Origin of the sequence: uncultured Microbacterium sp. (assembly GCF_945952435.1) — a bacterium.
In the GTDB taxonomy this organism is placed as follows: domain Bacteria; phylum Actinomycetota; class Actinomycetes; order Actinomycetales; family Microbacteriaceae; genus Microbacterium.
On sequence record NZ_CAMFHZ010000018.1, the window covers coordinates 20,027 to 44,984 of the forward strand.

The window sequence follows — 24,958 nt, forward strand, 5'->3', positions numbered from 1 at the left end:
CGCCCCCGTGGTCGATGCTGTGCCGTCGCCGACCTCGTCGGCTCCGGCCGCGACGTCCTCGGGGGAAGATCCTTCGAACCCCTCGACCTGGATGATCGAGACCGATCGGATCGGACCGGTGAGAATCGGGGCCGGTGTCTCGAGCGCCAAGGATCTCGCGGGATGGACGATCCAAGACTCGTGCCGGTGGGCGGCCTTCTGGGGTGGAAACCCTCTCCAGATGGTGGCGGCAGGCAATAGCGCGCAGAGCGATCCGGCGGTCGAGGAGATCGCCGTGATCGGGGACTCCGCCGGGGACGGGCCGCACACGCAGGCCGGACTCGGTTCCGGATCCTCCGTGGATGAGGTGCGCGCGGCTTTCCCGGGAGCTGAGGAGGGCAGGGACAGCTACGGCCCGTGGATTCGTACCGGAGATGCCGCAACCGGCTCGATCTTCTTCTCGTATCGCGAAGGCGCAACCACAGTGAGTCAGATCACGGTCACGAAGCACGACAAGCCCTCGTCCGAGTACTGCGGCTGAGGTCGGTGGGTCGTACCTGCGGCCCTTAGGCTGGGGGGATGCCACTCAGCGGGATCCTGCTCGTCGACAAACCGGGCGGGATGACGAGCCACGACGTCGTCGCGCGCACCCGCCGTGCCTTCGGCACGCGCAAGGTCGGTCACGCGGGCACGCTGGATCCGATGGCGACGGGGCTGCTCGTCGTCGGCATCGAGGCCGCGACCCGGCTGCTCACCTTCGTCGTCGGGGCCGACAAGACCTATGCCGCGACGATCCGGCTCGGCCTGAGCACCACGACGGACGATGCCGAGGGCGACGTCGTCCGGACGGCTCCGGAGGAGGCCGTCGCCGCGCTGACCTCGGAGCGCGTCGCGGAGGGCATCGCCGCGCTCACCGGCAGGATCTCGCAGGTTCCCAGTGCGGTGTCCGCGATCAAGGTCGACGGACGGCGCGCCTACGACCGTGTCCGCGCGGGGGAGGAGGTCGAGCTCGCTGCGCGTCAGGTCGTCGTCTCCCGGTTCGAGGTGACGGACGAGCGCCCGGGCGACGGTCTCTGGGATCTCGACGTCGTCGTCGACTGCTCCTCGGGCACGTACATTCGCGCGCTCGCCCGCGATCTCGGCGACGCGCTCGGCGTCGGGGGGCACCTCACCGCGCTCCGGCGCACCCGCGTCGGTGACTTCGGGCTCGACGAGGCGGTCTCCCTCGAGGACCTGAGCTCCGCACAGCCGCTCACGACGGCCGCCGCGGCGTCCCGGATCCTCCCGGTGCTCGACGTCACGGCGTCCGAGGCCGTCGATCTGCGCCACGGCAAGCGACTTCCCGGGCAGCGGCATCGGCTGCACGCGGAACGGGCGGCGGCGATCGCTCCGGACGGCTCCCTCGTCGGGGTCGTCGAACGGCGCGGCGACGATCTGAAGAGCGCGATGAACATGCCGGAGGGCGCCTCGTGATCCTGTGGTTCACAGTCGTCCAGCTCGTCGTCGCCGTCGTGGCGGGTCTCCTCTGCGTCACGCTCGGGCTCGCCGGCAAGCGTCCGAGCGACGTGAGCGTGGGATCCCTCGCACTCGTCGAGCTGCTGCTCGTCGTACAGGTCGTGGTCGCGATCGTCTCGGCGTTCGCCGGCAACCCCGCCCAGGGGGACCCCCTGGAGTACGGCGTCTATCTCGTGTCCGCGGTGCTGCTGCCGATCGGCGGCGTGATCTGGGCTCTGCTGGAGCGCTCCCGGTGGAGCACCGTGATCCTCGGCGCGGTCGCGCTCGCCCTCGCCGTGATGATCTGGCGCATGCAGGTGATCTGGACGACCCCGATCGGCGGCTGACCTGCGTCGCGAGGGTCCGCGCGGTCCGTAGAATGGAGGGGCCATGAGCACCGTGCGTCCTCCTCTTCCCTCCGACTCCGCCTCCGATCCTGCAGAGCCGGATTCCGCGGCGACGCGTCCGCGGATGCGCGGAGTGGGTCGGGTGCTCGTCATCGTCTACGCGGTCATGGCGCTCGGCGCCACGGGACGCTCGTTCGTGCAGATCGTGCGCGCCTTCGGCGACGCCCCGTTGGCCTACTCGCTGTCGGCCCTCTCGGCCGTCGTCTACATCGTCGCGACCCTTGCCCTGATCCTCGCCGGTCGTCCCGGCTGGTACCGCGTCGCCGGGATCGCGATCGTGTTCGAGCTCGTCGGGGTGCTCGTCGTCGGCACCCTGAGCCTCACCCACCCCGATCTCTTCCAGCACCCCACGGTGTGGTCTCAGTACGGCCTCGGCTACGTGCTCATCCCCCTGTTCCTGCCCGTGGCCGGGCTGTGGTGGCTCGTGAAGCATCGCCCTCGCGCCGCGGCCGCCGAGGGGACGCCCGCATGATCGTCTTCCGCGACCCGGCCGAGATCCCCGTGGACTTCGGCCGGACCGTCGCCGCGATCGGGAAGTTCGACGGCGTGCACGCCGGTCATCGCGCCGTCTTCCGCACGGCGCTCGCCGATGCCGCAGCGCTCGACGCCAAGACGGTGGCGGTCACCTTCGACCGTAATCCGCTCCGGGTGCTGCGCCCCGATCGTTGTCCGGACGACCTCGTCTCGATCGAGCGCAAGATCGAGCTGCTCTCCGACTGCGGCCTGGACGCCGTGCTCGTGCTGACGTTCGACGAGGAGCTGGCCCAGCGCTCCGCGGAGGACTTCGCGCGCTCGATCCTCGTCGAGGCCCTGCGCGTCTCGGCGGTGCTCGTCGGGAGCGACTTCCGGTTCGGGCGGGGAGGGGCGGGAACCCCCGCGCTGCTGGCCGAGCTCGGCGCGCGGTGGGACTTCACCGTCGACGTCATCGAGGACGTGTTCCTGGAGGGCACGGATCGCCGGGTCTCCTCGTCGTGGGTGCGCGAACTGCTCGCGGCCGGCGACATCTCCCTCGCGAGCACCGTGCTCGGACGTCCCGTCTCGGTCCGCGGCGAGGTCGTGCGCGGACTGCAGCGCGGGCGCGAGCTCGGCTTCCCGACCGCCAACCTGCCGCACGTCCTCGACGAGATGGTGCCCGCAGACGGTGTCTACGCCGGACGCCTCATCGACCACACGACGGGGATCACCTACCCGGCGGCGGTCTCGGTCGGAACCAATCCCACGTTCGACGACGTCCCGGAGAGGCAGGTCGAGGCGCACGTCATCGACGCGCCGGACCTCGACCTCTACGGACACGACGTCACCGTCGAGTTCCTGCACCGTCTTCGCGGCATGGTCGCGTTCGACGATCTCGACGCCCTGATGGCCGCGATGGCCGCGGACGTCGCACAGGCGCGGACGCTGCTGGCGGCCGAGGGACCGGGCGCGCACGTCACTTCCGCGTCGTGACGCGGATCTGCTCCGGCGTGGCGTAAACTGAGCGCGTACCCGCTGCGATCGACGTGCGCGATGCACGACGGCAGGGGTCATCGTCCGCATCGGTGCCGGTCGCACGCAGCCGCTCGGCTGTCGCCCCGGCCACGGTGCACGCCACACCCGCCGCTCGCTCGGTGCGAGCCGGCATCACGCTCAGGAGGAGCATGCCGACCACGGCACCCACCGCCGCCCGGCGGAAGAAGACGTCGCGCCGACTCGAGGATGCGCCGCTGATCCCGATCCTCGCCCGCAAGGTGCGCGAGGTCGAGGCCAAGGCCCAGCACGGTAAGCTCGGCCCCACGAACCGCGTCAAGTTCCAGGTGATCGCCTTCCTCGTCCGGGAGGAGCGGGCCAGGGTCAAGAGCGATCCGGAGCTGGCGGACGGCGCGCGCGCCGAACTGCTCAAACGCCTGGACGGCGTCGCGACGATCCTCGCCAAGACCGCGGCGCGCGACACGTCGCTCATCCAGCTGCTCGAGGCGGACCAGGCCACGAGCCCCGTCGCGAAGCGGATGCGTCGCGACTGGCTGCTGGAGTCGGGAGCCGAGCTCGCCCCGGAGGAGCTCGTGATCGCGGACGTTGCACGCGTGCCGCAGGCACAGGTCGTCCCTGCCGCGCTGGCCGAGCGTCAGGTCACGCCCCCCTCGGTCGAATCGCGACTGCTCGCCAGCCCCTTCCTCGCACCGGACCTCACGCCGCGCCCCGCGTCGATCCCGCGCCGGCGTCTGGACGGCTGGGAGCTGATGGGACCCCTGTACAAGGCTTTCGAGACCGGGGCCGGCGGTTCGACGGCGTCGATGGAGCTGCCTCCCCTTCCCGAGTACGACCACCTCTCGCCCAAGGGCCTGGAGGTGATGGTGCACCAGTCGCGCTTCCTCGAGTCGGTGCGCGCCGGACACCGCTCCTTCCTCCTCGCCGACGAGCCGGGACTCGGCAAGACCGCGCAGTCGGTGCTGGCCGCGTCGGTCGCCGACGCCTACCCGCTGCTGGTCGTCGTGCCCAACGTCGTGAAGATGAACTGGGCGCGCGAGGTCGAGCGCTGGACGCCGCAGCGCCGCGCCGCGGTGATCCAGGGCGACGGGCAGGACGTGGACGCGTTCGCGGACGTCTTCATCGTCAACTACGAAATCCTCGATCGGCACCTGTCCTGGCTGGGCAAGATCGGCCTGCGCGGCATGGTCGTCGACGAGGCGCACTTCATCAAGAACCTCTCCTCGCAGCGCTCGCAGAACGTGCTCGCGCTCGCGTCCCGCGTGCGGGAGCAGACTCCGGGGGAGCCGCTCATGATGGCTCTCACGGGAACGCCCCTCATCAACGACGTCGAGGACTTCGACGCGATCTGGCGCTTCCTCGGCTGGACGAACGGCGAGCGCCCCAACCCGGCGTTGTCGGAGAAGCTCGACGCGACGGGGCTGACGCCCGCCGACAAGTCGTTCTACGGCGAAGCGCGCGACGCGGTCATCTCGATGGGGATCGTGCGGCGCAAGAAGAAGGACGTCGCGGCCGACCTGCCCGACAAGCTCGTCGCCGATCTGCCGGTGCAGCTCGACGACGAGTTCGGGCGCGGCATCCGGGCCGCCGAGCGCGAGTTGGGCGAGCGGATGGCCGCGAAGTACCGGCGCATCATCGAGGCACGCGGGGATCGCGATCTGGGCCGGGGCGAGATCGACGAGGACATCGTGCGGCTCGTCGCCCACGGCGAGCTCGAGGAGTCCAAGGCCGCGGGCGCCGGCGGCGACAACGTCTTCACGATGGTGCGCAGGATCGGCCACGCCAAGGCACAGCTGGCCGCGGACTACGCGGCCCAGCTGCAGCGGTCGGTGGGCAAGGTCGTGTTCTTCGCCAAGCACGTCGACGTGATGGATCAGGCCGAGGCGCACTTCGCCGCCGCCGGGATCCGTTCCGTGTCGATCCGCGGGGACCAGTCGACTCCGGCGCGGCAGCAGGCGATCGACGACTTCAACACGGACCCGGAGGTCGGGATCGTCGTCTGCTCGCTCACCGCGGCCGGTGTCGGGGTGAACCTGCAGGCGGCGTCGAACGTCGTGCTCGCGGAGTTGAGCTGGACGGCCGCCGAGCAGACCCAGGCGATCGACCGCGTGCATCGCATCGGCCAGGACGAGCCGGTCACCGCATGGCGCATCATCGCGGCGCACACGCTGGATACGAAGATCGCCGAGCTGATCGACCAGAAGCAGTCGCTCGCGGCGCGGGCGCTCGACGGGGAGACCGTCGAGGACGGCGCCGTCGAGTCGGTCCAGCTCGCCGCGCTCATGCACCTGCTGAGGGAGGCGCTGGGAGGGGAGTGACCCTCGCCCGCCGTTGAGAAAGAACGGCACTTCTTCGAGCGGTTCTTGCCGAAGGAGTGCCGTTCTTCGTCTCTTCGGTCTCGTCACGCTCGATACGCGGGCAAGAACCGCGGATTTCATCGCCCGGGAATGGCGTCGGGCGGCCCATCCGCACTAGGGTCGAACGAGGCAACGGCGCCGCGCCACTTTTCCCTTCCCTTCCCGAGGACGTCCCATGAAGATCGGCATCCTGACCAGCGGCGGCGACTGCCCCGGCCTGAACGCGGTCATCCGCGGCATCGTGCTCAAGGGCACCACGGCGTACGACCTCGAGTTCGTGGGGATCCGCGACGGCTGGCGCGGAGTGGTCGACGGCGACTTCATGCCGCTCACCCGTCACGAGGTCAAGGGGCTCTCGCGCCAGGGCGGCACGATCCTCGGCACCAGCCGCACGAACCCCTACGAGGGACCGCGCGGAGGCGCGGAGAACATCGCGAGGACGCTCGCCGCGCACGGCATCGACGGCATCGTCGCGATCGGCGGCGAAGGGACGCTCGCCGCGGCGAACCGCCTCGCGAACGACGGGATCAACGTCGTCGGCGTGCCCAAGACCATCGACAACGACCTGCGCGCCACGGACTACTCGTTCGGGTTCGACACCGCGGTCGGCATCGCGACGGACTGCATGGACCGCCTGCGCACGACAGGCGACTCGCATCAGCGCTGCATGATCGCCGAGGTCATGGGGCGTCACGTCGGCTGGATCGCGCTGCATGCCGGGATGGCGGCCGGGGCGCACGTCGTCTGCATCCCGGAGGTGCCGATGTCGATCGAGGAGATCTGCGCCCTCGTGACCAGTGCGGCCGATCGCGGCAGGGCGCCGCTCGTGGTCGTCTCCGAGGGGTTCAAGCTCAAGGGCATGGACCAGGCGTACAGCGACAAGGGCCTGGACGCGTTCAACCGGCCGCGCCTCGGCGGCATCAGCGAGATCCTCGCTCCCGAGATCGAGAAGCGCACCGGCATCGAGACCCGGTCCACGGTGCTCGGTCACATCCAGCGCGGCGGGTCGCCGTCGGCGTTCGACCGCGTGCTCGCGACGCGCCTCGGCCTGCACACCGCCGACGCACTCGTCGACGGCGCCTGGGGTCAGATGGTCGCGATGCGCGGCACCGACATCGTCCGCGTTCCCTTCGCCGAGGCGCTCGGAGAGCTGAACACGGTGCCGTTGTCCCGCTACGAGGAGGCCGCAGCCCTCTTCGGCTGACGCCCCGGGGATCGACGCGGGCGCCCGTCCTGCACGGGCGGCCGCGTGCGGTCTCAGGCCAGGCCGAGCCGGTCCAGGATCCAGGCGAGCTCGAAGGCGCGCTCGCGCCACGAGTTGTAACGGCCGCTCACGCCGCCGTGCCCGGCGACCATCTCGCACTTCAGCAGGACGTCCTCGGAGCCGGCGTCCCGCAGGCGCGCCACCCATTTCGCGGGTTCGACGTACAGCACGCGGGTGTCGTTGAGCGAGGTGACGGCGAGGACCGGGGGATAGGCCACCCCGTCGCGCACGTTCTCGTAGGGCGAGTACGACTTCATGTACGCGTAGACCTCGGCGTCGTGCAGAGGATCCCCCCACTCGTCCCACTCGATCACGGTGAGCGGCAGGGACGGATCCAGGATGGTCGTGAGCGCGTCGACGAACGGGACCGACGCGAGGATGCCGCTGAACAGGTCCGGAGCGAGATTGGCGACGGCGCCCATGAGCAGGCCGCCGGCGCTCCCGCCCTCCGCGACCATCCGGTCGGTGGCGGTGATGCCGGAGTCGACGAGGTGGCGTGCCACGGCGACGAAGTCGGTGAACGTGTTGGTCTTGCGGGTGAGCTTGCCGTCCTCGTACCACTGGCGGCCCATCTCCCCGCCGCCGCGCACGTGCGCCACCGCGAAGACGGCGCCGCGGTCCAGCTCGCTCAGCCGCATCGCGGAGAAGCCGGGATCGATCGAGTGCTCGTAGGAGCCGTAGCCGTAGAGGTGCAGCGGGCGCGGTCCTCCGTCCTCTCCCGGAGTGGGGTCGCCGAAGGAGCGCTTCCACACGAGGGAGATCGGCACGCGGGTCCCGTCCTCGGCCACGGCCCAGTCCCTGCGCTGCCCGTAGTCGGCGGGGTCGTAACCGCCGAGCACCGGCTGACGCTTGCGCAGGTGGAGGGCACCGGTCGCGAGCTCGAGGTCGTACACGGTGGACGGGGTCACGAAGGATCCGTAGCCGAGGCGGAGGAACGGGGCGGCCCACTCCGGGTTGCCGCCGAACCCCGCGGAGTACAGCGGTTCGTCGAAGCCGAGCTCCGAGACGGCGCCCGTCGCGGCGTCGAGCAGCCCGATCCGCTCGAGCCCCTCGAAGCGGTAGGCGACGACGGTCACGTCCCGGAACGCGTCGACGTCGAGCAGACGCCGGCCGGGGGTGTGCGGCAGCACGACGCGGCGCGGGCCGGAGGGGTCGTCGACGGGGACGGAGACGAGCTCGAAGTCCAACGCGTCCTCGTTGTGCAGGATCAGCAGCTCGTCGCGCCCGTCGATCACCGCGTGCTCGACCGAGTACTCCACGCCCTCTCGGCGCGGCCACACCACGCGCGGTGGCGCGGTCAGGTCGTCGACGTCGACGAGCAGCTCCTCGCTCGTGATCGAGGAGCCGACGCCGATCACGAGAAAGCGGCGGCTGCGCGTGATCCCGGCCCCGAGCCAGAAGCGCTCGTCGGGCTCGTGGAACAGCTGCACGTCGTCGGCGACGGGCGTGCCGATCCGATGCAGCCAGAGGGTGTCGGGGCGCCACGACTCGTCGACCGTCGTGTAGAGGACCGCGGAGCCGTCCGGGGTGAAGAACGCGCCGGACGTGCCGGGGATCTCGTCGGGGAGCGTCTCGCCGGAGACGAGATCGCGCAGGCGCACCGTGTAGCGCTCGTCGCCCTCGAAGTCCGTCGACCACAGCAGGCGCGTCGCGTCGTCGGAGACGTCGAACGCGCCCATCGCGAAGAACTCGTGCCCGGCGGCCTCGATGTTGCCGTCGAGCAGGATCTGCTCCCCGGGAACGGGGACGGCGGGGTCCAGGACCGGCGGTGTCCAGTCGTCCGCAGCCGAGACCGCGGCGCGGCACTGCAGTCCGTACTGCTGCCCCTCGACCGTGCGCCCGTAATACCACCAGTCGCCGCGGCGGGTCGGCACCGAGAGGTCCGACTCCTGCACGCGCGCCTTGATCTCGCCGAACAGGGACTCCCGCAAGGGCTCGAGATGCGCCACGCGCGCGTCGGTGTAGGCGTTCTCGGCCTCCAGATGAGCGATCACCTCGGGATCGTCCTTGGCGCGGAGCCAGTCGTACGGGTCGTCGAACACGTCGCCGTGATGGCGGCGGATCAGCGAGCGCCGAGCGGCGCGGGGCGGTGCGGGAACGACGGGCGACGAGGCCGAGGTGGAGACGGTGGTCACCCCTCCACGCTATCCGAGGTCGAGTTGACCGGCACCGGAGGGGGTGGGAGGATTCTCACGGCCCGTTAACGGATGCTGTCTTCCCGGTGAACTCTTCGTTCGCCACGTCTCCTGACTTCCCGAAAGCGAACGGTGGAAACCGCAGCCCTCATCGTCGTGCTGGTCATCCTGCTGGCACTCTTCTTCGACTTCACCAACGGGTTCCACGACACGGCGAACGCCATGGCGACCCCGATCGCGACCGGCGCTCTCAAGCCGAAGGTGGCCGTGCTGCTCGCAGCAGGCCTCAACCTCGTCGGAGCGTTCCTGTCGACCGAGGTCGCCGCGACCGTGTCCGGCGGCATCGTCCAGGAGGACGAGGCCACCGCCCACCTGTTCCCGGCGCTGATCTTCGCGGGCCTCATCGGGGCGATCACCTGGAACATGCTGACCTGGCTGCTGGGACTGCCCTCCTCGTCCTCGCACGCGCTCTTCGGCGGCCTCATCGGCGCCACGCTCGTGGGGGTGGGGGTCGGTGGGATCAACTTCGGCATCGTGCTCTCCAAGGTCGTCCTGCCCGCGCTCATCGCGCCGGTCACCGCCGGGCTCATCGCCTTCCTGGCGACCAAGCTCGCCTATCTCATCACGCGCCGCTACGACGCGAAGCCCGACGGGCGCAGCGGGTTCCGCTGGGGACAGATCTTCACGTCCTCGCTCGTCGCGCTCGCGCACGGCACGAACGATGCGCAGAAGACCATGGGCGTCATCACGCTCGCGCTCATCTCCGTAGGCTGGCAGGCCAAGGGCGACCACGAGCCGCACATCTGGGTGATCGTCGCCTGCGCCTGCACGATCGCGCTCGGCACCTACCTCGGCGGCTGGCGCATCATCCGGACGCTCGGGCGGGGACTCACCGACGTCAAGCCGGCTCAGGGCTTCGCCGCGGAGACCTCCACGGCGGCCACGATCCTCGCCTCCAGCGCGCTGGGCTTCGCCCTGTCGACCACGCAGGTCGCCTCCGGCTCGGTCATCGGCTCCGGTCTCGGTCGACGCGGATCCACGGTCCGCTGGCGCACGGCAGGGCGCATCGCGATCGGCTGGGTCCTCACTCTCCCCGCGGCGGCGATCGTGGGCGCGCTCGCCGCGCTCATCGTGCGCATCGGGTCCGGCTGGGGAGTGCTCGTCGACGCGGTCCTCGCGATCGCGATCATCGTCGGCCTCTTCCTGCGGTCGCGGCGCAACGCGGTCACCGCGAACAACGCCTTCAGCGAGGTCGCCGACTCCGGGCGCGCGATCGACGTGCCGGATGCCCCGCCGCTCACGCCCCGGCAGGAACGCGCCCTTCGGGCCCGTGAACGGGCCAAGGCCAAGGAGAAGGCGAAGAGCGAGAAGCAGTCGAAGAAGTCCGGCACCCCCACGAAGCCCTCGACCGTGGTCGAGTCCGAGACGTCGTCGGAGGGCGGGCGATGAACGTCGTGATCAACTGGCTCGCGTTCTTCCAGGTGCTCGGCGCGGCGCTGATCGGCACCGTCGTCGTCGTCGGCTTCTACGCCCTGGGCCTGCGCATGCTCGTGCGCGCGGGCAGGGTGCCCGTCGTGACCCCGGCCGAGTTCACCGATGCGATCACCGTGATCAGCGAGAAGGAGGCGAAGCGGGCGGCGAAGGCGGCGGCCAAGGCCGCGCGGAAGAGCCCGCTCAGCGAGGCGCAGAAGACGCTGGCCCTGCTCGCCGCGTTCGGCTGCTTCGCCCTGTGCGCTCTCGCGGTCCTCGGTGGCATCCTCCTCATCGTCGTCAAGTAGCGGTCTCGGCGGGCGCGTCGTCGTGGCGCTCGCGGCGGCGGGGAGGTCGGCGCCCGCAGGTAGCCTGACGGCATGACAGCTCCGCAGCCCGACGTGCCGCGCTTCGGCCGGTACGCCTCGCCGACGCACACTCTCGTGCACCTCAGCGACCCGCATCTGCTCGCGGGCGGTGCCGCGCTCGGCGGTCGCTTCGACGTGGATCGGACGCTCGCGCAGACGCTCGCGGCGATCGAGAGCGCGGCGGCCCGTCCGGACGCGATCGTCGTGACGGGCGACCTGGCCGACCTGGGCGAGCCGGACGCATACCGTCGCCTGCGTGACGCCGTCGAGCCCGTCGCGGCGCGCATGGGCGCCCCGGTCATCTGGGTCGCCGGCAATCACGACGAGCGCCCCGCGCTGCGCGAGCACCTCCTCGGCGCGGCGCCGAGCGAGGAGCCGGTGACCGGGGTCTGGGATCTGAACGGGCTGAGGCTCATCGCGCTCGATTCGACCGTGCCGGGCTGGCATCACGGCGACCTCGACGCCGCCCAGCTGGCATGGCTCGCGGAGGAGCTGCGCGATCCGGCCCCGCACGGCACGCTGCTGGCCCTGCACCACCCTCCCGTGCCGAGCCACATCCCGTTCTTCGACATCCTCGAGCTGCGGCACCAGGACGAGCTCGCGGCCGTGCTGCGCGGATCCGACGTCCGCGGCATCCTCGCCGGGCACCTGCACTATTCGCTGCACGGGACGTTCGCCGGGATTCCGGTGAGCGTCGCCTCGGCCACCTGTTACACGATGGACGTCGCGGTCCCCGGCGACCGCGTGAACGGGATGGACGCCGCCCAGTCGTTCCAGCTCGTGCACGTGCGACCGGAGGGGATCACGCACACCGTGGTTCCCGTCGTGGATGCGGACCCGGTGCAGACCTTCAGCCCCGAGTGGGTGGCGCGGATGGCGGCCCTGAGCCCCGAGGAACGTCTGGAGGCGTTCTCCCGCAAGACGGCGGTGTGATCGACGCCGGGTAGGATGGGAGCATCCCCCTTCCCTGTTCGCCATCACCCACGAGGATGTGTCCATGGCCGCTGTCGCGACTGCCACGACCCGAACCGAAACCGACTCCCTGGGAAGCAAGGAGATCCCGGCCGACGCGTACTGGGGGATCCATACGCTCCGCGCCGCCGAGAACTTCCCCATCACCAAGCGCCCGATCTCGGTCTATCCCGAGCTCATCGAGGCGCTCGCGATGGTGAAGCAGGCGAGCGCCCGCGCGAACAAGGAGATCGGGGTCCTCGACCCGGAGAAGGCCGATCTCATCGACGCCGCGGCGCAGCGCGTCATCGACGGAGAATTCCACGATGAGTTCATCGTCGGCGTGATCCAGGGCGGTGCCGGCACCTCGACGAACATGAACGCGAACGAGGTCATCACCAACATCGCGCTCGAGATGGCGGGCCGGGAGAAGGGCGACTACGCGTTCCTCTCGCCGATCGACCACACCAACCGCAGCCAGTCCACCAACGACGTGTACCCGACGGCGATCAAGATCGGCCTGTCGCTCAACCTGCGCTCCCTGCTCGACGAGCTGGATCTGCTGCGCCTCGCCTTCCTCGCCAAGGCCCGCGAGTTCCACGACGTGCTCAAGGTCGGCCGCACGCAGCTGCAGGACGCCGTGCCGATGACGCTCGGCCAGGAGTTCCACGGCTTCGCCTCGACGCTCGGCTACGACCACACGCGGCTCACCGAGAACGCCTGGCTCATGTACGAGATCAACATGGGGGCGACGGCCATCGGCACGGGCATCACGACGCACCCCGGTTACGCACCGGCCGTGCTGCGCCACCTCCGTGAGATCTCCGGCCTCGACCTCGCCACGGCGAGCGACCTCGTCGAGGCGACGAGCGACACCGGATCCTTCATGTCGTTCTCCTCGTCGCTCAAGCGCAACGCGATGAAGCTCTCGAAGATCTGCAACGACCTCCGCCTGCTCTCGTCGGGTCCGCAGGCAGGGCTCGGCGAGATCAACCTGCCCGCGATGCAGGCCGGCTCCAGCATCATGCCGGGCAAGGTCAACCCGGTGATCCCCGAGGTCGTCAACCAGGTCGCGTTCGCGGTCGCGGGCGCCGACATGACCGTCACGATGGCGGCGGAGGCGGGGCAGCTGCAGCTGAACGCCTTCGAGCCCGTCATCGCGCACTCGATCTTCCAGTCGATCACGTGGATGCGTCAGGCCATGTGGACCCTGCGCGTGAACTGCGTCGACGGCATCACTGCCAACCGGGACCGTCTGGGTGCGATGGTCGGCTCCTCGGTCGGCGTGATCACGGCCCTGACGCCGTTCATCGGCTACGCCGCATCGGCCGCGCTCGCCAAGACGGCCCTCCTGACCAACCGCAGCGTCGCCGACCTCGTCGTCGAAGCAGGGCTCATGTCCCGCGAGGAGGTCGTGAAGCAGCTGTCGCCCGCCCGCCTGTCCGGCCTGGAGACGGTGACCGCGGCGATCCCGGTGATCCCGACGAAGGATCCCGACGCCGGGGCCTGACTCGGCTTCGAAGGCCCGTCGTCCTGCGGACGGCGGGCCTTCGGCATACCCTCTCCGGACCTCGCGGGCCTTAGGCTCGAGGCCATGAGCTTCGGAGGACCCGCCGATCCGGCGGCACAGCGCCCGGGCGCGCAGCCGTCGCCCGCCGTTCCGCCTGCGGTGAGCGGGTTTCCGGCCCCTGTGTACGGCTCGATGCTCGCGCAGCGTCCGTCGCAGCACGAGACGGACGCCTCGGGACGATACTCCCCGCCGGCCCCGGCGGCCGTCGTCCCGCCCCTCCCCGTGCCCTCCGCGAAGGGACGGCACGCGATCGTCTGGGTCTTCGGGGTGCTCGGATTCGCGCTCATCGGCCTCGTCGCGTACTTCGTCGAGGCGCTCGGGCCGGCGGCGTCGGCGATCGGCATGGTCCTCGCCCTCGTGCCGCTCGCGATCGTCTTCCTCGGCGTCTTCTTCATCGACCGATGGGAGCCCGAGCCGCGGTCCCTCGTGGCGTTCGCCATCGCCTGGGGGGCCATCGCCTCGGTCGGGATCGCTCTCCTCGTGGACCTGCTCCTGACCTTCCTGGCGGGTCGTCGGCCGGAGGCGCTGGTCGCCGTGATCCAGGCGCCGATCGTCGAGGAAGGGGCGAAGGGCCTGGGCGTCCTTCTCGTCTTCCTCATGGCGCGTCGCGCGTTCGACGGACCGGTCGACGGGGTCGTCTACGGGGCGCTGATCGGTGCGGGCTTCGCCTTCACCGAGAACATCCAGTACTTCGCGATCAGCCTCATCGAAGGCGGAGCGGAGAACCTGACGGTCACGTTCGTGCTGCGCGGACTCATGTCGCCGTTCGCGCATGCGATGTTCACCTCGGTGACGGGCTTCGCGATCGGCCTCGCCGCGCGACGCGGTGCGTCCGCCGCGCGGGCGGCGGGAGCCGGGGCGATCGGGCTGGTCGGCGCCATCGCCCTGCATGCGCTGTGGAACGGGTCGAGCGAGTTCGGCGACTTCTTCGTGCTCTACCTGGTGCTCCAGGTTCCGCTCTTCATCGGCTTCATCGTCGCGATCATCCTGCTGCGCAACGAGGAGGTGCGGCTCACCTATGCCCGCCTGGGCGACTACGCCGCGGCGGGCTGGTTCACGCCGCAGGAGGTGGGCATGCTCGCGACACCCTCCGGACGTCGTGCCGGACTTCGGTGGGCCGCGACGTTGCGCGGCGATCGCCGCCCGATCATGCGCGGGTTCATCAAGGATGCGACCACGCTCGCCGCGGTCCGGCAGCGGATCATCACCGGACGTGATCCCCGCGCCGTTCAGGACGAGCAGGCGCTCCTGATGCGCACGCACGCGGCCCGGGATGCGCTCCTCGCCGTCTGAACGGGGCCGGACACCCGCCCCGGACAAGACTCAGCGCCCGGTGCTGCGGCGATGCCTGCAAGTCCTCCGGGCGCTGAGTTGATCTGTCCTCAGAGTGCACCCGCCGCGGGATGATGTCAAGGCTCCGATCGGATCGGGTGTTCGCCGTCGGCACAGCGATCACGTTGACCGCGACGACGAGGGTCGGGTTGGATAAGAGCATGACTGAGCGCACCAAGCCCGAGTTCGACGCCCCCACCGGCCCCGCCCCCACGGAGCTCGTGATCCGCGACCTCATCGAGGGAACCGGCGACGAGGCCAAGCCCGGCGACACCGTGACCGTGCACTACGCGGGTGTCGAGTACGAGTCCGGCGAGGAGTTCGACTCCTCCTGGGGTCGCGGAGAGACCATCCAGTTCCCGCTGCGCGGCCTGATCCAGGGCTGGCAGGAGGGGATCCCCGGCATGAAGGTCGGCGGGCGCCGGGAGTTGGTCATTCCGCCGCAGCTCGCTTACGGGCCGGCGGGCTCGGGTCACTTCCTGGGCGGCAAGACCCTGATCTTCATCATCGATCTGGTCTCGGTCGGCTGATCGGACGCGCCGGTCCGCGCCGCGGGCCGACGGCACGCAGAAGGCCCCGTCACCACGACGGGGCCTTCTGCGTGTGCGGCGTGTCGAGGTCCCGTGCGAAAAGCGTCCCGCGCGAAAAACTTCCTTCGCAGGGGAATGCATTCATCTGAATGTAGGTTGGGACCCATGTCGCGCTCGTGCGAGGCGGCGCATCACCGACAGACGTCGAACCCCTGACGGACACCGAACGAGGAGCAGTCATGACCACCGAGAACATCGAGATCGCCGGCTACCGCGCAGGCACCTGGACCCTGGACCCCGCCCACAGCGAGGTCACCTTCAGCGTGCGCCACATGATGATCTCGAAGGTGCGCGGCACCTTCGGCGTCAAGAGCGCCACGATCGTCGCGCCCGAGAACCCGCTCGACGCGCGCGTGGACGCGACCGTCGAGGTCGCATCGCTCGACACCGGCGACGCCAACCGCAACGCCCACCTGATGTCCGCCGACTTCTTCGACGCCGAGAAGTACCCCACCATCACATTCGCCTCGACGGGCGTGCGGCTCGAGGGCGACGATTTCCTGGTCGACGGGGACCTCACGATCCACGGCGTCACCAAGTCCGTGACGTTCACCGTCGACTTCGGCGGGTTCGGATCCGACCCCTACGGCAACTACAAGGCGGGCGCCTCGGCGACGACCGTCATCGACCGCGAGGACTTCGGGCTGACCTGGAACGCCGCCCTCGAGACCGGTGGCGTGCTGGTCGGCAAGGACGTCACGATCACGCTCGACCTGCAGGGCTCGCTCGCGGTCTGAGCGTCCTTCGATCCCGCGGAGCGCGGGCGCCGCGACCGTGCGGCGCCCGCGCTTCGTTGTCTCGGGCGCCCGTTCAGGCGCTCCGGGGGACGAGTCGTGATCCCACGGCGCGCAAGGACACGGCGGCCCAGGTGCGGAAGGGGCGCCAGGCCTCGGCGATCGCCGTGAGCTCGGTGTCGTCCGGGGCGTGGTCGAGGCCGTAGAGCGTCTGCACGGCCGCACGGGTGTGATCCTCCTGCGTGGAAAGGACGTCGGTCGCCCCGCACGCACGGATCACGATCAGCGCACTGTAGAACGGGCCGATGCCCGGCAGGCGCTGGATTTCTATCAGGGCCTCCTGCGGGTCCATCGCCGCGAGCCTGGACGCGTCGAGCCGCCCGTCGAGCGCGGCCCTCGCGATCGCGTGCAGCCGGGGGATCCGATCGGACGGCAGCCCCGGCACCGCGTCGAGGGAGAGAAGGCGATCGGGCAGGGGGACGGCGGCCTCGCGGCGCCCGGCCAGCTCGAACACCGCGCCGTGGAGCTCGGAGAGGCGCCGGCGCAGGGCCATTCCCTGGCTCCGGGATCGGCGCGCCGAAAGCGTCGCCCAGACGGCCGCCTCATAGGGGCTGTAGAAGTTCGACGGACGGAATCCCGGAGCCGCGGCGTGCACCCGCGCGAGCACCGGATCCGCGGCGCAGACCGCCGCCCAGGCATCGCCGTCCTGATCGGCCGACACCACCCGCGCGACCTGGGCGGCGATCGCGGCCAGATCGCCCTCGCCGTGCACGGTCAGCGCAAGGTGATCGTGCTCCTGGCGCACCTCGACGCCGACCTGGGTGTCGAGCGCGTCCGTGCAGAAAGCGAGGCGCATGACGCCGTCGAAGTCGGCCTCGTCGCGATGGCCGAAGCCCATCAGCGCGACCTCGCGGAGGTCGTACGGGCCGGCGAGGGGCACGGTGACGGTTCGGATGCCGATGCTCATGAGGACACTCTCCTTCGGGCCTCCGACATCCGCCCCCGCGCGATTCCGGCTCAGGGCACCGGATCGAGCGCGTCGTACGACCGGAAGCGCGGGCTCAGGCGCAGGAGCACACCGGCGAGGGCGACCACCAGCAGCCCACCGAGCAGGGGAGGGAACCACAACGCCGTGAGCGAGGCGAGCGCGCCGGCGTAGAGCGCCCCGACGCGGGGCCCGCCGGCCACGACGATGACGAAGACGCCCTGCAGGCGGCCACGCATGGTGTCGGGCACCGCGGCCTGCATCATGGTGTTGCGATAGATCGAGCTGACGTTGTCGCTCGCGCCGGAGAGGGCGAGGGTGAGGGCGGCGAGTACGATCAGCGCCACGTTCGGGGCCTCCTCGGTGCCCGAGCCCGCCACCGCGCCGATGAGGAGCACGGCGCCGAACAGCGCGATCGACCCGCCATAGGCCTGCACGGCACGGGCGATTCCGCGGCCGTGCCAGCGGTAGTGCACGATCCGCCCGGAGAAGAGACTCGACAGGAAGGTCCCGGCGGCGACGGCCGCCGTCAGCAGTCCTGTCGTGACGGCCCCGCCCCCGAGGATGACGGTGCCGAGCGCGGGGAACAGCACGAGCGGCTGGCCGAACGTCATCGCGCAGATGTCGAGGATGTACTGCATGCGGATGTTGCCCGCGCGGCGCAGGAAGCGCGCCCCGTCGACGAGCGAGGCGAGTCCCGGACGCACGATCTGGCCCTCGGGACGCAGGGCGGGCAGCGTCCACAGGCCGAGGAACATCGAGAGCATGAGCACGAGATCGATCGTGTACGTCCACCCGTAGCCGGTGAGCGCCACGAGCAGCCCGGCGAGTGCCGGTCCGACCATGACGGTCATCCCGAACGCGACGCCGTTCAGCGCGGAGGCCGATGCGAGCAGATCGCGGGGGAGCAGGCGCGGCACGATCGCGGTGCGCGTGGCCATGCCGACGGAGTTCGCGGCGGCGACCGTCATGCTGAGCGCGTACAGCCACCAGATCGTGACCTCGTGGGTCCAGGTGAGGGTCACGAGCAGCGCGGTCGAGGCGAAGGCGACGACCGCGGCGATCAGCGCGACGCGCCGCCGGTCGAAAGCGTCGGCGAGCATGCCGCCGTAGAGTCCGGCGAGGATCATCGGCAGCAGTCCCGCGACCGCGATCATCGACACCGCGAACGTGCTGTGCGTGAGGAAGAAGACGTGCAGCATGACGGTCACGGCCGTGAGCTGGCCACCGATGCCGCTGAGGGTGGACCCGATCCACATCCGGGCGAACGCGGGACTCTGCCGCAGCGGACGCAGGTCCATCAGGTGACTCACTTCATCGAGCGTAGCGCCCGCCCCCTGTCCGGGATCGCGGGATCGGGCGCGGCACGCGGGGACGCGCGGAGGCTGATAGACTTGTGCGGTTGCCGTTCGATCGGCCGCGGAGAAAGAGAGCCCACGCATCCGGCGTCGGGCACCGCGCAGCAAAGAGGAAGGGGATCACCTATGGCACTGGATGCAGACGTCAAGAAGGCGATCATCGAAGAGTACGCGACGCACCCCGGTGACACCGGATCCCCCGAGGTGCAGGTCGCGATGCTGACGCAGCGCATCAAGGACCTCACCGAGCACCTCAAGGAGCACAAGCACGACCACCACTCGCGTCGTGGCCTGTTCCTGCTCGTCGGTCAGCGCCGTCGTCTGCTCGGCTACCTCCAGGACGTCGACATCGAGCGGTACCGCTCGCTGATCGAGCGTCTCGGACTCCGCCGCTAAGCAGCGCAGCCCGCGTTCAATCGCGCAAAACATTCTTGCGAGGCCCGTCCCACGGTGTGGGGCGGGCCTCGACCTTTGTCCCGGCGTCCTTGCGCTCACGGAGAGTTTCCTCTAGGAAAGGAGATGAGCTTTCCTCCGGGAAAGTCGAACTCGCAGGCCGACGGAAGAACGGGACGGGGGAGCCGTGGAACGACGACCAGGAGAAGACCGGGGGGTCGGCGCGCGCGCCGCTCTCGACGCGCTTTCCGAGGTCGATGCGCGCAGGGACGCGGTGCTGGATCGGCGCCGTCTGGGGCGACTGTTCCTGATCGAGGCTTTCGTCGTCGTCGCGGTCTTCGGCTGCTGGCTCGTCGCACAGCGCGCGGTCGCCGGCCGTGCCCCGGGCCCTTCGCTTACCGCGCTGCCGATCGTGGTGCTGGCGCTCCAATGGGATCAGCTCACGCGCGGACTGCGCGAACGCACCCGCGCGCGCATCGGACTGCGCGGCTCCGCCCGTGCGGTGCACCTCGGCCTGACAGTGACGGGCGTCCTCGCCTTTCTGGTCTCGTCCTTCCTCGTGGTGGCGCGGCACGAGGTCCCGGTGCCGCTCATCGCCCTCGGCGTGCTGCTGACGCTCGCAGGGGGAACGTGGGGATGGGCGGTCCTTCGAGGTCCCGCGCGCGGGCGGGCCGTCGTCCCGGCCGCCCAGCACCTGGAGATGACGGTCGTCGGTCGCGTCGCGACGGGGCTGTTCGGCCTCGGACTCGGCCTGATCGCTGCGGCCGCGCCCTGGCTGCTCGCGGGGGGCGTGTACGCCGCCCTGGCCGTCGTCGCCACGGTGATCTCCCTGGCGATCGCCGTCGTCGGGCGGTTCAGCCGGGCCGTGGCCGAACTCGGCGCGGTCTGGAGCGCGCCGCAGTGGACCGCGTTCGGGATCTCCGGGGCGATCATCTGCGGGGGGCTGATCCTGGCTGGCTTCCGCCCCGCGCTCGGCGCGGTGACGGGCGTCGTGTCCGCGATCGCGGTGCTCGTGGTCTTCGCCGTCGCGGCATGCTGGCACGGGCGCGGCGATGGCTGAGCCGCACCCGCGCACCCGCCTCGACGACAACTTCGCCGGCGCCATCCGGTTCTCGATGATGGCGGCTCTGCGCGAGGGGGTCGAGATGGACTTCGGCACGCTCGCGCAGGTGCTTCAGGCGAACGATTCCGCGGTGAGCAAGGCGATCGCGGCGCTCGGTGCCGCCGGCTACGTCGTCGTGCGCAAGGGTCAGGTCGGTGCGCGCCCGCGTACCTGGGTGCGTGCCTCCGCGCGCGGGGCTGCGGCGTTCGAGGCGCACGTGCAGGCCCTGCGCGACATCGTCGCGGGCGACGGATCCGACCTCTGACGGCCGCGCGGCGGACGTCAGGCGGTGGCGCCCACCAGATCGGGGTGATGGATCGCCGCCACGTCGGGGTGCGCACGGAGCCGGGACTTCAGGGCGTTCTCGCCGTAGAGCGCGTGGATCGGGTTGCTCGGGTCCTTCGTCACGCCTCCGGCCCGAGCGGCCAGTTCGGCGGGCAGCTCGATCAGCGGCAGACGCGCATCGAGCGCGGGATTGAAGAAGAAGGGGATCGAGATCCGCTCGTCCGGGGCCTTCGGCGAGACGACCCGGTGGTTCGTGGCCTTGAGGTAGCCGTCGGTCGCGTATTCGAGCAGCTCGCCGATGTTCACCACGAAGGCGCCGTCGACCGGGGGAGCGTCGACCCAGACGCCGTCGCGCTCGACCTGGAGCCCGCCCTTGCCCGGCTCGACCCACAGCAGGGTCAGCACTCCAGAGTCCTTGTGCGCGCCGACGCCCTGCTGCGGCTCCGGTTCGTGCGTCCCCGGATACCGGACGATCTTGATGAGCGTGGACGGGTCTCCGAAGTTCTCCTCGAAGTAGCCCTCGTCCGCGCCGAGGGAGAGTGCCCACGCGTGCAAGAGCTTGCGGGACACGGCGGAGAGCCGCTCGTGCCACTCGGACACGACCTCCCGGAGCTCGGGTTGGGCGGCCGGCCACAGGTTCGGGCCGATGAGCCGGTTGTACCCCGGACCCCCGCTGACCGCCTCGCGCTCCGGACCGATGTCGATCTGCTCGCGCCAGTCGACCTCGCCCTTCGTCCGCTCGCCGCCGATGCGGGTGTAGCCGCGGAAGTGCGGGCTCTTGACGTTCTCGATCGCGAGCTTGTCCTCCTCGGGCAGGGCGAAGAAGTCTCGCGCTGCGCCGTGGAGGCGGGACTCCAGTTCGGGGGAGACCCCGGTGCCCGTCAGGTAGAAGAAGCCGACGTCATGGGTTGCGGCGCGCAGATCCGAGAGGAAGCGGGCCGCCGCCTCCTCTCCGGCGTCGAGCTGCGAGAGGTCGAGGATGGGGAGGTTCAGTGCGGGCATGGAAGCGAGGCTAGGTCGCCCGTCCGGGCGGCCGGCGAATTGTTGCCGCGGATTACCTCGTCAGGATCGCGAGGCTCGGGGATTCGGGCGCCGGCGCGGGGCGGTGTAGCATCAGTGAGGGTTGCCTAACCTTCTCTGTCTCCCGTTCAAGGAATCGTTGTGCTCGCCACCTTCCTCATCGGCCTTCGCGAGGGCCTCGAAGCCGCGTTGGTCGTCGGCATCCTCGTGGCCTATCTCAAGCGTCTCGACCGGAGGGACGCCCTGCCGCGGCTCTGGATCGGCGTGGGGGCTGCGATCGTCCTCGCCCTCGTCATCGGCGCCGTGCTCACCTTCGGCTCCTACGCACTGACCTTCCAGGGTCAGGAGATCATCGGCGGCACCCTGTCCTTGGTCACCGTCGCGATGGTGACGTGGATGATCTTCTGGATGCGCAAGGCTGGTCGCACGATGAAGGCGACGCTCCAGGGCGGCGTCGACCGAGCGCTCGCGTCGGGCACCGTCTGGGCGCTGGTCATCGTCGGATTCGTGTCCGTCGCCCGCGAGGGGATCGAGACGACGCTGCTGCTCTGGTCGATGGTGCAGTCGTTCGGAGACGCGCCCGCGGCGATCCTCGGCGCCGTCCTCGGGCTCGCGGTCGCCGTCCTCGCCGGCTGGTTGCTCGCCCGCGGCGCGGTGCGCTTGGACCTCGGTCGCTTCTTCACCTGGACCGGCGGCTTCCTCGTCATCGTCGCCGCCGGCGTGCTCGCCTATGCGTTCAGCGACTTGCAGGAGTCGGGCGTGCTGCCCGGGCCGTACACCGCGGCTGCTCCGCTGGACGTGCACGGCGCCGTGCTCACCGGACTCGCCGGCTTCCCGTTCGGCTGGGCGTTCGACGTCTCCGCGGCGATCCGGCCCGACAGCGCCCTCGCGGTCCTGCTGCAGGCCACCGTCGGCTTCATGCCGCGCATGAGCTGGTTCCAGGTGATCGCCTGGATCCTCTACCTCGTGATCGTCGGCACCCTCTTCGTGCGCGGTCTGCGCGGTACGCGTTCCCCCCGCCCCTCCACCACGGCGTCGGCACCCTCCGCCGCCGTCTCCCCGACTCCTGAAGGAGCCTCATGACCCTCGCACGTCGCTCACTCGCCGCCGTCGGTGCGGCCGCGGCCCTCGGCCTCGCCCTCACGGGGTGCGTGGCCAAGTCCGATGTCGCCGCCGCCGGCCGGCTCACCGTCTCCTCGACGGCCGACGCCTGCACCGTATCGGCCGGAACCGCCACGAGCGGGACGCTCTCCTTCGATGTGACCAACAAGGGCACGGAGACGACGGAGTTCTACCTCCTCGCCGAGGACGGGGTGCGGATCGTGGGCGAGGTCGAGAACGTCGCTCCTGGCGCGGCTCGCACCCTGACCGTGGTCGCGCAGCCGGGCAAGTACGTCACCGTCTGCAAGCCGGGGATGGTCGGCGACGGCGTGGGCCGGGCGTCGTTCACCGTGAGCGGCAAGAAGGTCGCCGTCCAGGGCGACGACGCCGAGCAGAAGACCAAGGCCGTGCAGTTGTACGCCGCCTTCGTCAAGGACCAGGTGGGTCAGCTCCTGCCGGCGGCGAAGACGTTCGCCGAGGCGTATCGCTCCGGCGACGACGCGTCGGCCAGGCAGCAGTTCCCCGCCGTCCGCTCCTTCTACGAGCGCATCGAGCCGGTCGCCGAGCAGCTCGGCACGCTCGACCCCCGCCTCGACTATCGCGAGCTCGACGCGAAGGCCGAGGGCCTGGACTGGACGGGCTTCCACCGCATCGAGAAGGATCTCTGGGTTCCGGCGCCGGGCGCGATGAACTCCGACGGCGTGACGCCGGCGGACAAGGACTGGGCGCCCTCGACCCCCGCGCAGCGCGCGACCTACGCGGACAAGCTCCTCGCGGACTTGCAGGAGCTGTACGACCACGTGCACTCCGACGCGTTCCTGAAGGATCTGGACGCGCAGGGGATCGCGGGGATCTCGAACGGTTCGATCTCTCTGCTGGACGAGGTCGCGAAGAGCAAGATCACGGGCGAGGAGGACTGGTGGTCCGGGACGGACCTGTCCGACTTCGCGGCGAACGTCGAAGGCGCGAAGATGTCCTTCCAGCTCGTGCGCGACTTCGCCGACAGCAAGGGCGCCGAGGGCAAGAAGCTCGTCTCGCAGATCGACCGCGGCTTCTCCGCGCTCGAGGCCGAGCTCGCGGTGCACGGATCCTCCGCATCCGGCTTCGCGGCCTACTCGACCGTCACCGAGCAGCAGAAGCGTGATCTCACCGACCTCATGAACGCGCTCGCCGAGCCGCTCAGCAAGCTCACCAGCACCATCCTCAGCTGATCATGTCGGATGCTTCGTCGAACGATCACGTCGCCGGAGGCGATCGGGCCGTCGGCGGCGAGGAGCCGGCGACGTCGCACGGTGTGAGCCGTCGCGGACTGCTGGGGTGGGCCCTCGGCAGCGGGGTGGCGGGACTCGCCGTCGGCGGCGGAGCGGTCGCCGCGGTCACGGCCGCGAGCGCGAGCACGCCGGGCGACGTGGCCTTCGCCTTCGAGGGCGCGCACCAGGCGGGGATCACGACGCCCGTGCAGGAGCACCTGCACTTCGCGAGCTTCGACATGATGCCCCGTGCGAGCCGGGACGACCTGATCTCGCTCCTGCAGGACTGGAGCTACGCGGCCGCGCGGATGGTGAAGGGGCTCGACGTCAGCGCCTCGGGAGCCGTGGGCGGCTCGCCCGAGGCTCCGCCGGACGACACGGGAGAGGCGCAGGGCCTGGGCGCCGCGGGGCTCACCCTCACGTTCGGCCTCGGTCCGGGGCTCTTCGACGCGGACGGCGACAGGTTCGGGATCGCGGATCGTCGTCCCCGGGCCCTCGCCGACCTGCCGGCGTTCCTCGGCGACGCGCTCGACGCCGCGCGCTCGGGCGGAGACCTGTGCATCCAGGCGTGCGCGGACGATCCTCAGGTCGCCGTGCACGCGATCCGCAACCTCAGCCGGATCGCCTTCGGGCGCGCGCGTCTACGGTGGTCACAGCTGGGGTTCGGGCGGACGTCCCGAACGGCCGCCGACCAGCAGACGCCGCGCAACCTCTTCGGTTTCAAGGACGGCACCGCCAACATCCTCGCCGATGACGAGGAGGCGCTGCGGGCGCACGTCTGGACGACGGCGGACGACGGGCCCTCCTGGATGGCAGGCGGCTCGTACCTCGTGGCGCGCAAGATCGCGATGCTCATCGAGACCTGGGATCGCCTCCGCCTGTCGGAGCAGGACCGTACGATCGGTCGGGAGAAGGGCAGCGGAGCGCCGCTCTCGGGCGGAGACGAGTTCACCGAGCCGTCCTTCCGCGGCGGCAAGATCGACGAGCGCTCGCACGTCCGCCTCGCGCACCCGACGGTGAACGACGGGGTGCGCATCCTTCGTCGCGGATACAACTACGTCGACGGCAACGACGACCTGGGAACCCTCGACGCCGGCCTCTTCTTCCTGTCGTACCAGAGAGATCCCGCCCAGTTCATCGGGATCCAGAAGCGTCTGGCGACCGATCTGATGAGCGAGTACATTCGCCACATCGGGTCCGGGATCTGGGCCGTCCCGCCGGGGGCGTCGAAGGGCTCGTACGTCGGCGCCGGTCTCTTCTCCTGAGCGGGAATAGATCCGCCCTCTCCGCGTTGCACCAGATATATTCAAGTGAATAGAAATCTGAAGGAGAGAGCAGTGAGCGAGTCG

At 70.4% G+C, this 24,958-nt stretch carries 24 protein-coding genes; 20 read left to right on the forward strand and 4 right to left on the reverse strand.

All coding sequences use genetic code 11. The features are described from left to right. Nucleotides 1-220: 220 nt before the first annotated feature. The 7 genes from Q0P88_RS10545 to Q0P88_RS10575 all read left to right on the forward strand — a co-directional run bounded on the left by Q0P88_RS10545 (nucleotide 221) and on the right by Q0P88_RS10575 (nucleotide 6,905). On the forward strand, nucleotides 221-520 hold the full coding sequence (locus Q0P88_RS10545) for a hypothetical protein (protein ID WP_295013884.1): 300 nt from the start codon (nucleotides 221-223) through the stop codon (nucleotides 518-520). 38 nt (nucleotides 521-558) lie between these two features. Continuing rightward, entirely contained in the window at nucleotides 559-1,452 is an 894-nt protein-coding gene (gene truB, locus Q0P88_RS10550; protein ID WP_295013886.1) for a tRNA pseudouridine(55) synthase TruB, read from the forward strand. Then, entirely contained in the window at nucleotides 1,449-1,820 is a 372-nt protein-coding gene (locus tag Q0P88_RS10555; protein ID WP_295013888.1) for a hypothetical protein, read from the forward strand. Before truB ends, Q0P88_RS10555 begins: the two co-directional genes overlap by 4 nt. A gap of 124 nt (nucleotides 1,821-1,944) precedes the next feature. Further along, nucleotides 1,945-2,352: a hypothetical protein gene (locus Q0P88_RS10560; protein ID WP_295013979.1), complete on the forward strand. Its 408-nt coding sequence runs from the start codon at nucleotides 1,945-1,947 to the stop codon at nucleotides 2,350-2,352. After that, on the forward strand, nucleotides 2,349-3,326 hold the full coding sequence (locus Q0P88_RS10565; protein ID WP_295013890.1) for a bifunctional riboflavin kinase/FAD synthetase: 978 nt from the start codon (nucleotides 2,349-2,351) through the stop codon (nucleotides 3,324-3,326). Before Q0P88_RS10560 ends, Q0P88_RS10565 begins: the two co-directional genes overlap by 4 nt. 191 nt (nucleotides 3,327-3,517) lie before the next feature. After that, nucleotides 3,518-5,662 (forward strand): DEAD/DEAH box helicase, encoded by a 2,145-nt coding sequence (locus Q0P88_RS10570; protein WP_295013892.1) that lies wholly within the window; start codon nucleotides 3,518-3,520, stop codon nucleotides 5,660-5,662. 214 nt (nucleotides 5,663-5,876) lie between these two features. Beyond that, a complete protein-coding gene (locus Q0P88_RS10575; RefSeq protein ID WP_295013895.1) occupies nucleotides 5,877-6,905 on the forward strand; it encodes a 6-phosphofructokinase in 1,029 nt (342 codons plus the stop codon). 53 nt (nucleotides 6,906-6,958) lie between these two features. Here the strand turns inward: Q0P88_RS10575 and Q0P88_RS10580 are convergent, their stop codons facing one another. Further along, nucleotides 6,959-9,100 carry a S9 family peptidase gene (locus Q0P88_RS10580; RefSeq protein WP_295013896.1) on the reverse strand — a complete coding sequence of 714 codons (2,142 nt, stop codon included), beginning with the start codon at nucleotides 9,098-9,100 and terminating at the stop codon, nucleotides 6,959-6,961. A 132-nt stretch (nucleotides 9,101-9,232) separates the two neighbouring features. Between Q0P88_RS10580 and Q0P88_RS10585 the strand changes: the two genes are divergently transcribed. The 7 genes from Q0P88_RS10585 (at nucleotide 9,233) to Q0P88_RS10615 (ending at nucleotide 16,118) form a co-directional block, all read left to right on the forward strand. Further along, nucleotides 9,233-10,549, forward strand: coding sequence for an inorganic phosphate transporter (locus tag Q0P88_RS10585; protein ID WP_295013898.1), 1,317 nt, complete (start codon nucleotides 9,233-9,235; stop codon nucleotides 10,547-10,549). Continuing rightward, nucleotides 10,546-10,878 carry a peptidase gene (locus tag Q0P88_RS10590; RefSeq protein ID WP_295013900.1) on the forward strand — a complete coding sequence of 111 codons (333 nt, stop codon included), beginning with the start codon at nucleotides 10,546-10,548 and terminating at the stop codon, nucleotides 10,876-10,878. The genes Q0P88_RS10585 and Q0P88_RS10590 overlap by 4 nt, the downstream gene beginning before the upstream one ends. Before the next feature lie 72 nt (nucleotides 10,879-10,950). Then, nucleotides 10,951-11,871 carry a metallophosphoesterase gene (locus Q0P88_RS10595; RefSeq protein ID WP_295013902.1) on the forward strand — a complete coding sequence of 307 codons (921 nt, stop codon included), beginning with the start codon at nucleotides 10,951-10,953 and terminating at the stop codon, nucleotides 11,869-11,871. Nucleotides 11,872-11,935: 64 nt separating this feature from the next. Continuing rightward, nucleotides 11,936-13,399 (forward strand): aspartate ammonia-lyase, encoded by a 1,464-nt coding sequence (locus tag Q0P88_RS10600; protein ID WP_295013904.1) that lies wholly within the window; start codon nucleotides 11,936-11,938, stop codon nucleotides 13,397-13,399. An 84-nt stretch (nucleotides 13,400-13,483) separates the two neighbouring features. After that, nucleotides 13,484-14,752 (forward strand): PrsW family intramembrane metalloprotease, encoded by a 1,269-nt coding sequence (locus Q0P88_RS10605; protein WP_295013906.1) that lies wholly within the window; start codon nucleotides 13,484-13,486, stop codon nucleotides 14,750-14,752. A gap of 200 nt (nucleotides 14,753-14,952) precedes the next feature. Next, complete coding sequence (locus Q0P88_RS10610) at nucleotides 14,953-15,321, forward strand: FKBP-type peptidyl-prolyl cis-trans isomerase (RefSeq protein WP_295013908.1); 369 nt, start codon at nucleotides 14,953-14,955, stop codon at nucleotides 15,319-15,321. 239 nt (nucleotides 15,322-15,560) lie between these two features. Then, a complete protein-coding gene (locus tag Q0P88_RS10615) occupies nucleotides 15,561-16,118 on the forward strand; it encodes a YceI family protein (protein ID WP_295013910.1) in 558 nt (185 codons plus the stop codon). 73 nt (nucleotides 16,119-16,191) lie between these two features. Here Q0P88_RS10615 and Q0P88_RS10620 read toward each other — a convergent pair whose 3' ends face one another. Both Q0P88_RS10620 and Q0P88_RS10625 read right to left on the reverse strand, forming a co-directional pair. Then, entirely contained in the window at nucleotides 16,192-17,082 is an 891-nt protein-coding gene (locus Q0P88_RS10620) for a DNA-3-methyladenine glycosylase (RefSeq protein WP_295013912.1), read from the reverse strand. A 50-nt stretch (nucleotides 17,083-17,132) separates the two neighbouring features. Next, a complete protein-coding gene (locus Q0P88_RS10625; RefSeq protein ID WP_295013981.1) occupies nucleotides 17,133-18,401 on the reverse strand; it encodes an MFS transporter in 1,269 nt (422 codons plus the stop codon). A 183-nt stretch (nucleotides 18,402-18,584) separates the two neighbouring features. Here Q0P88_RS10625 and rpsO point away from each other — a divergent pair, with 183 nt between their 5' ends. The 3 genes from rpsO to Q0P88_RS10640 all read left to right on the forward strand — a co-directional run bounded on the left by rpsO (nucleotide 18,585) and on the right by Q0P88_RS10640 (nucleotide 20,218). Further along, nucleotides 18,585-18,854, forward strand: a complete 270-nt coding sequence (gene rpsO, locus Q0P88_RS10630) for a 30S ribosomal protein S15 (protein ID WP_045251768.1) — start codon at nucleotides 18,585-18,587, stop codon at nucleotides 18,852-18,854. Between the two features lie 184 nt (nucleotides 18,855-19,038). Continuing rightward, complete coding sequence (locus tag Q0P88_RS10635; protein WP_295013914.1) at nucleotides 19,039-19,911, forward strand: hypothetical protein; 873 nt, start codon at nucleotides 19,039-19,041, stop codon at nucleotides 19,909-19,911. Further along, entirely contained in the window at nucleotides 19,904-20,218 is a 315-nt protein-coding gene (locus tag Q0P88_RS10640) for a transcriptional regulator (RefSeq protein WP_295013916.1), read from the forward strand. The genes Q0P88_RS10635 and Q0P88_RS10640 overlap by 8 nt, the downstream gene beginning before the upstream one ends. A gap of 17 nt (nucleotides 20,219-20,235) precedes the next feature. Here the strand turns inward: Q0P88_RS10640 and Q0P88_RS10645 are convergent, their stop codons facing one another. Continuing rightward, the gene (locus Q0P88_RS10645; RefSeq protein WP_295013918.1) at nucleotides 20,236-21,240 is read right to left on the reverse strand and encodes an isopenicillin N synthase family oxygenase; all 1,005 of its coding nucleotides are present in this window, start codon (nucleotides 21,238-21,240) and stop codon (nucleotides 20,236-20,238) included. 159 nt (nucleotides 21,241-21,399) lie between these two features. Here Q0P88_RS10645 and efeU point away from each other — a divergent pair, with 159 nt between their 5' ends. From efeU to efeB, 3 genes are read left to right on the forward strand one after another with little or no spacing between them, the layout of a single operon-like run. Next, complete coding sequence (gene efeU, locus Q0P88_RS10650) at nucleotides 21,400-22,341, forward strand: iron uptake transporter permease EfeU (RefSeq protein ID WP_295013920.1); 942 nt, start codon at nucleotides 21,400-21,402, stop codon at nucleotides 22,339-22,341. Beyond that, nucleotides 22,338-23,570, forward strand: a complete 1,233-nt coding sequence (gene efeO / locus Q0P88_RS10655; RefSeq protein ID WP_295013922.1) for an iron uptake system protein EfeO — start codon at nucleotides 22,338-22,340, stop codon at nucleotides 23,568-23,570. The genes efeU and efeO overlap by 4 nt, the downstream gene beginning before the upstream one ends. A gap of 2 nt (nucleotides 23,571-23,572) precedes the next feature. After that, complete coding sequence (efeB, locus tag Q0P88_RS10660; RefSeq protein WP_295013924.1) at nucleotides 23,573-24,874, forward strand: iron uptake transporter deferrochelatase/peroxidase subunit; 1,302 nt, start codon at nucleotides 23,573-23,575, stop codon at nucleotides 24,872-24,874. Nucleotides 24,875-24,958: the final 84 nt, after the last annotated feature.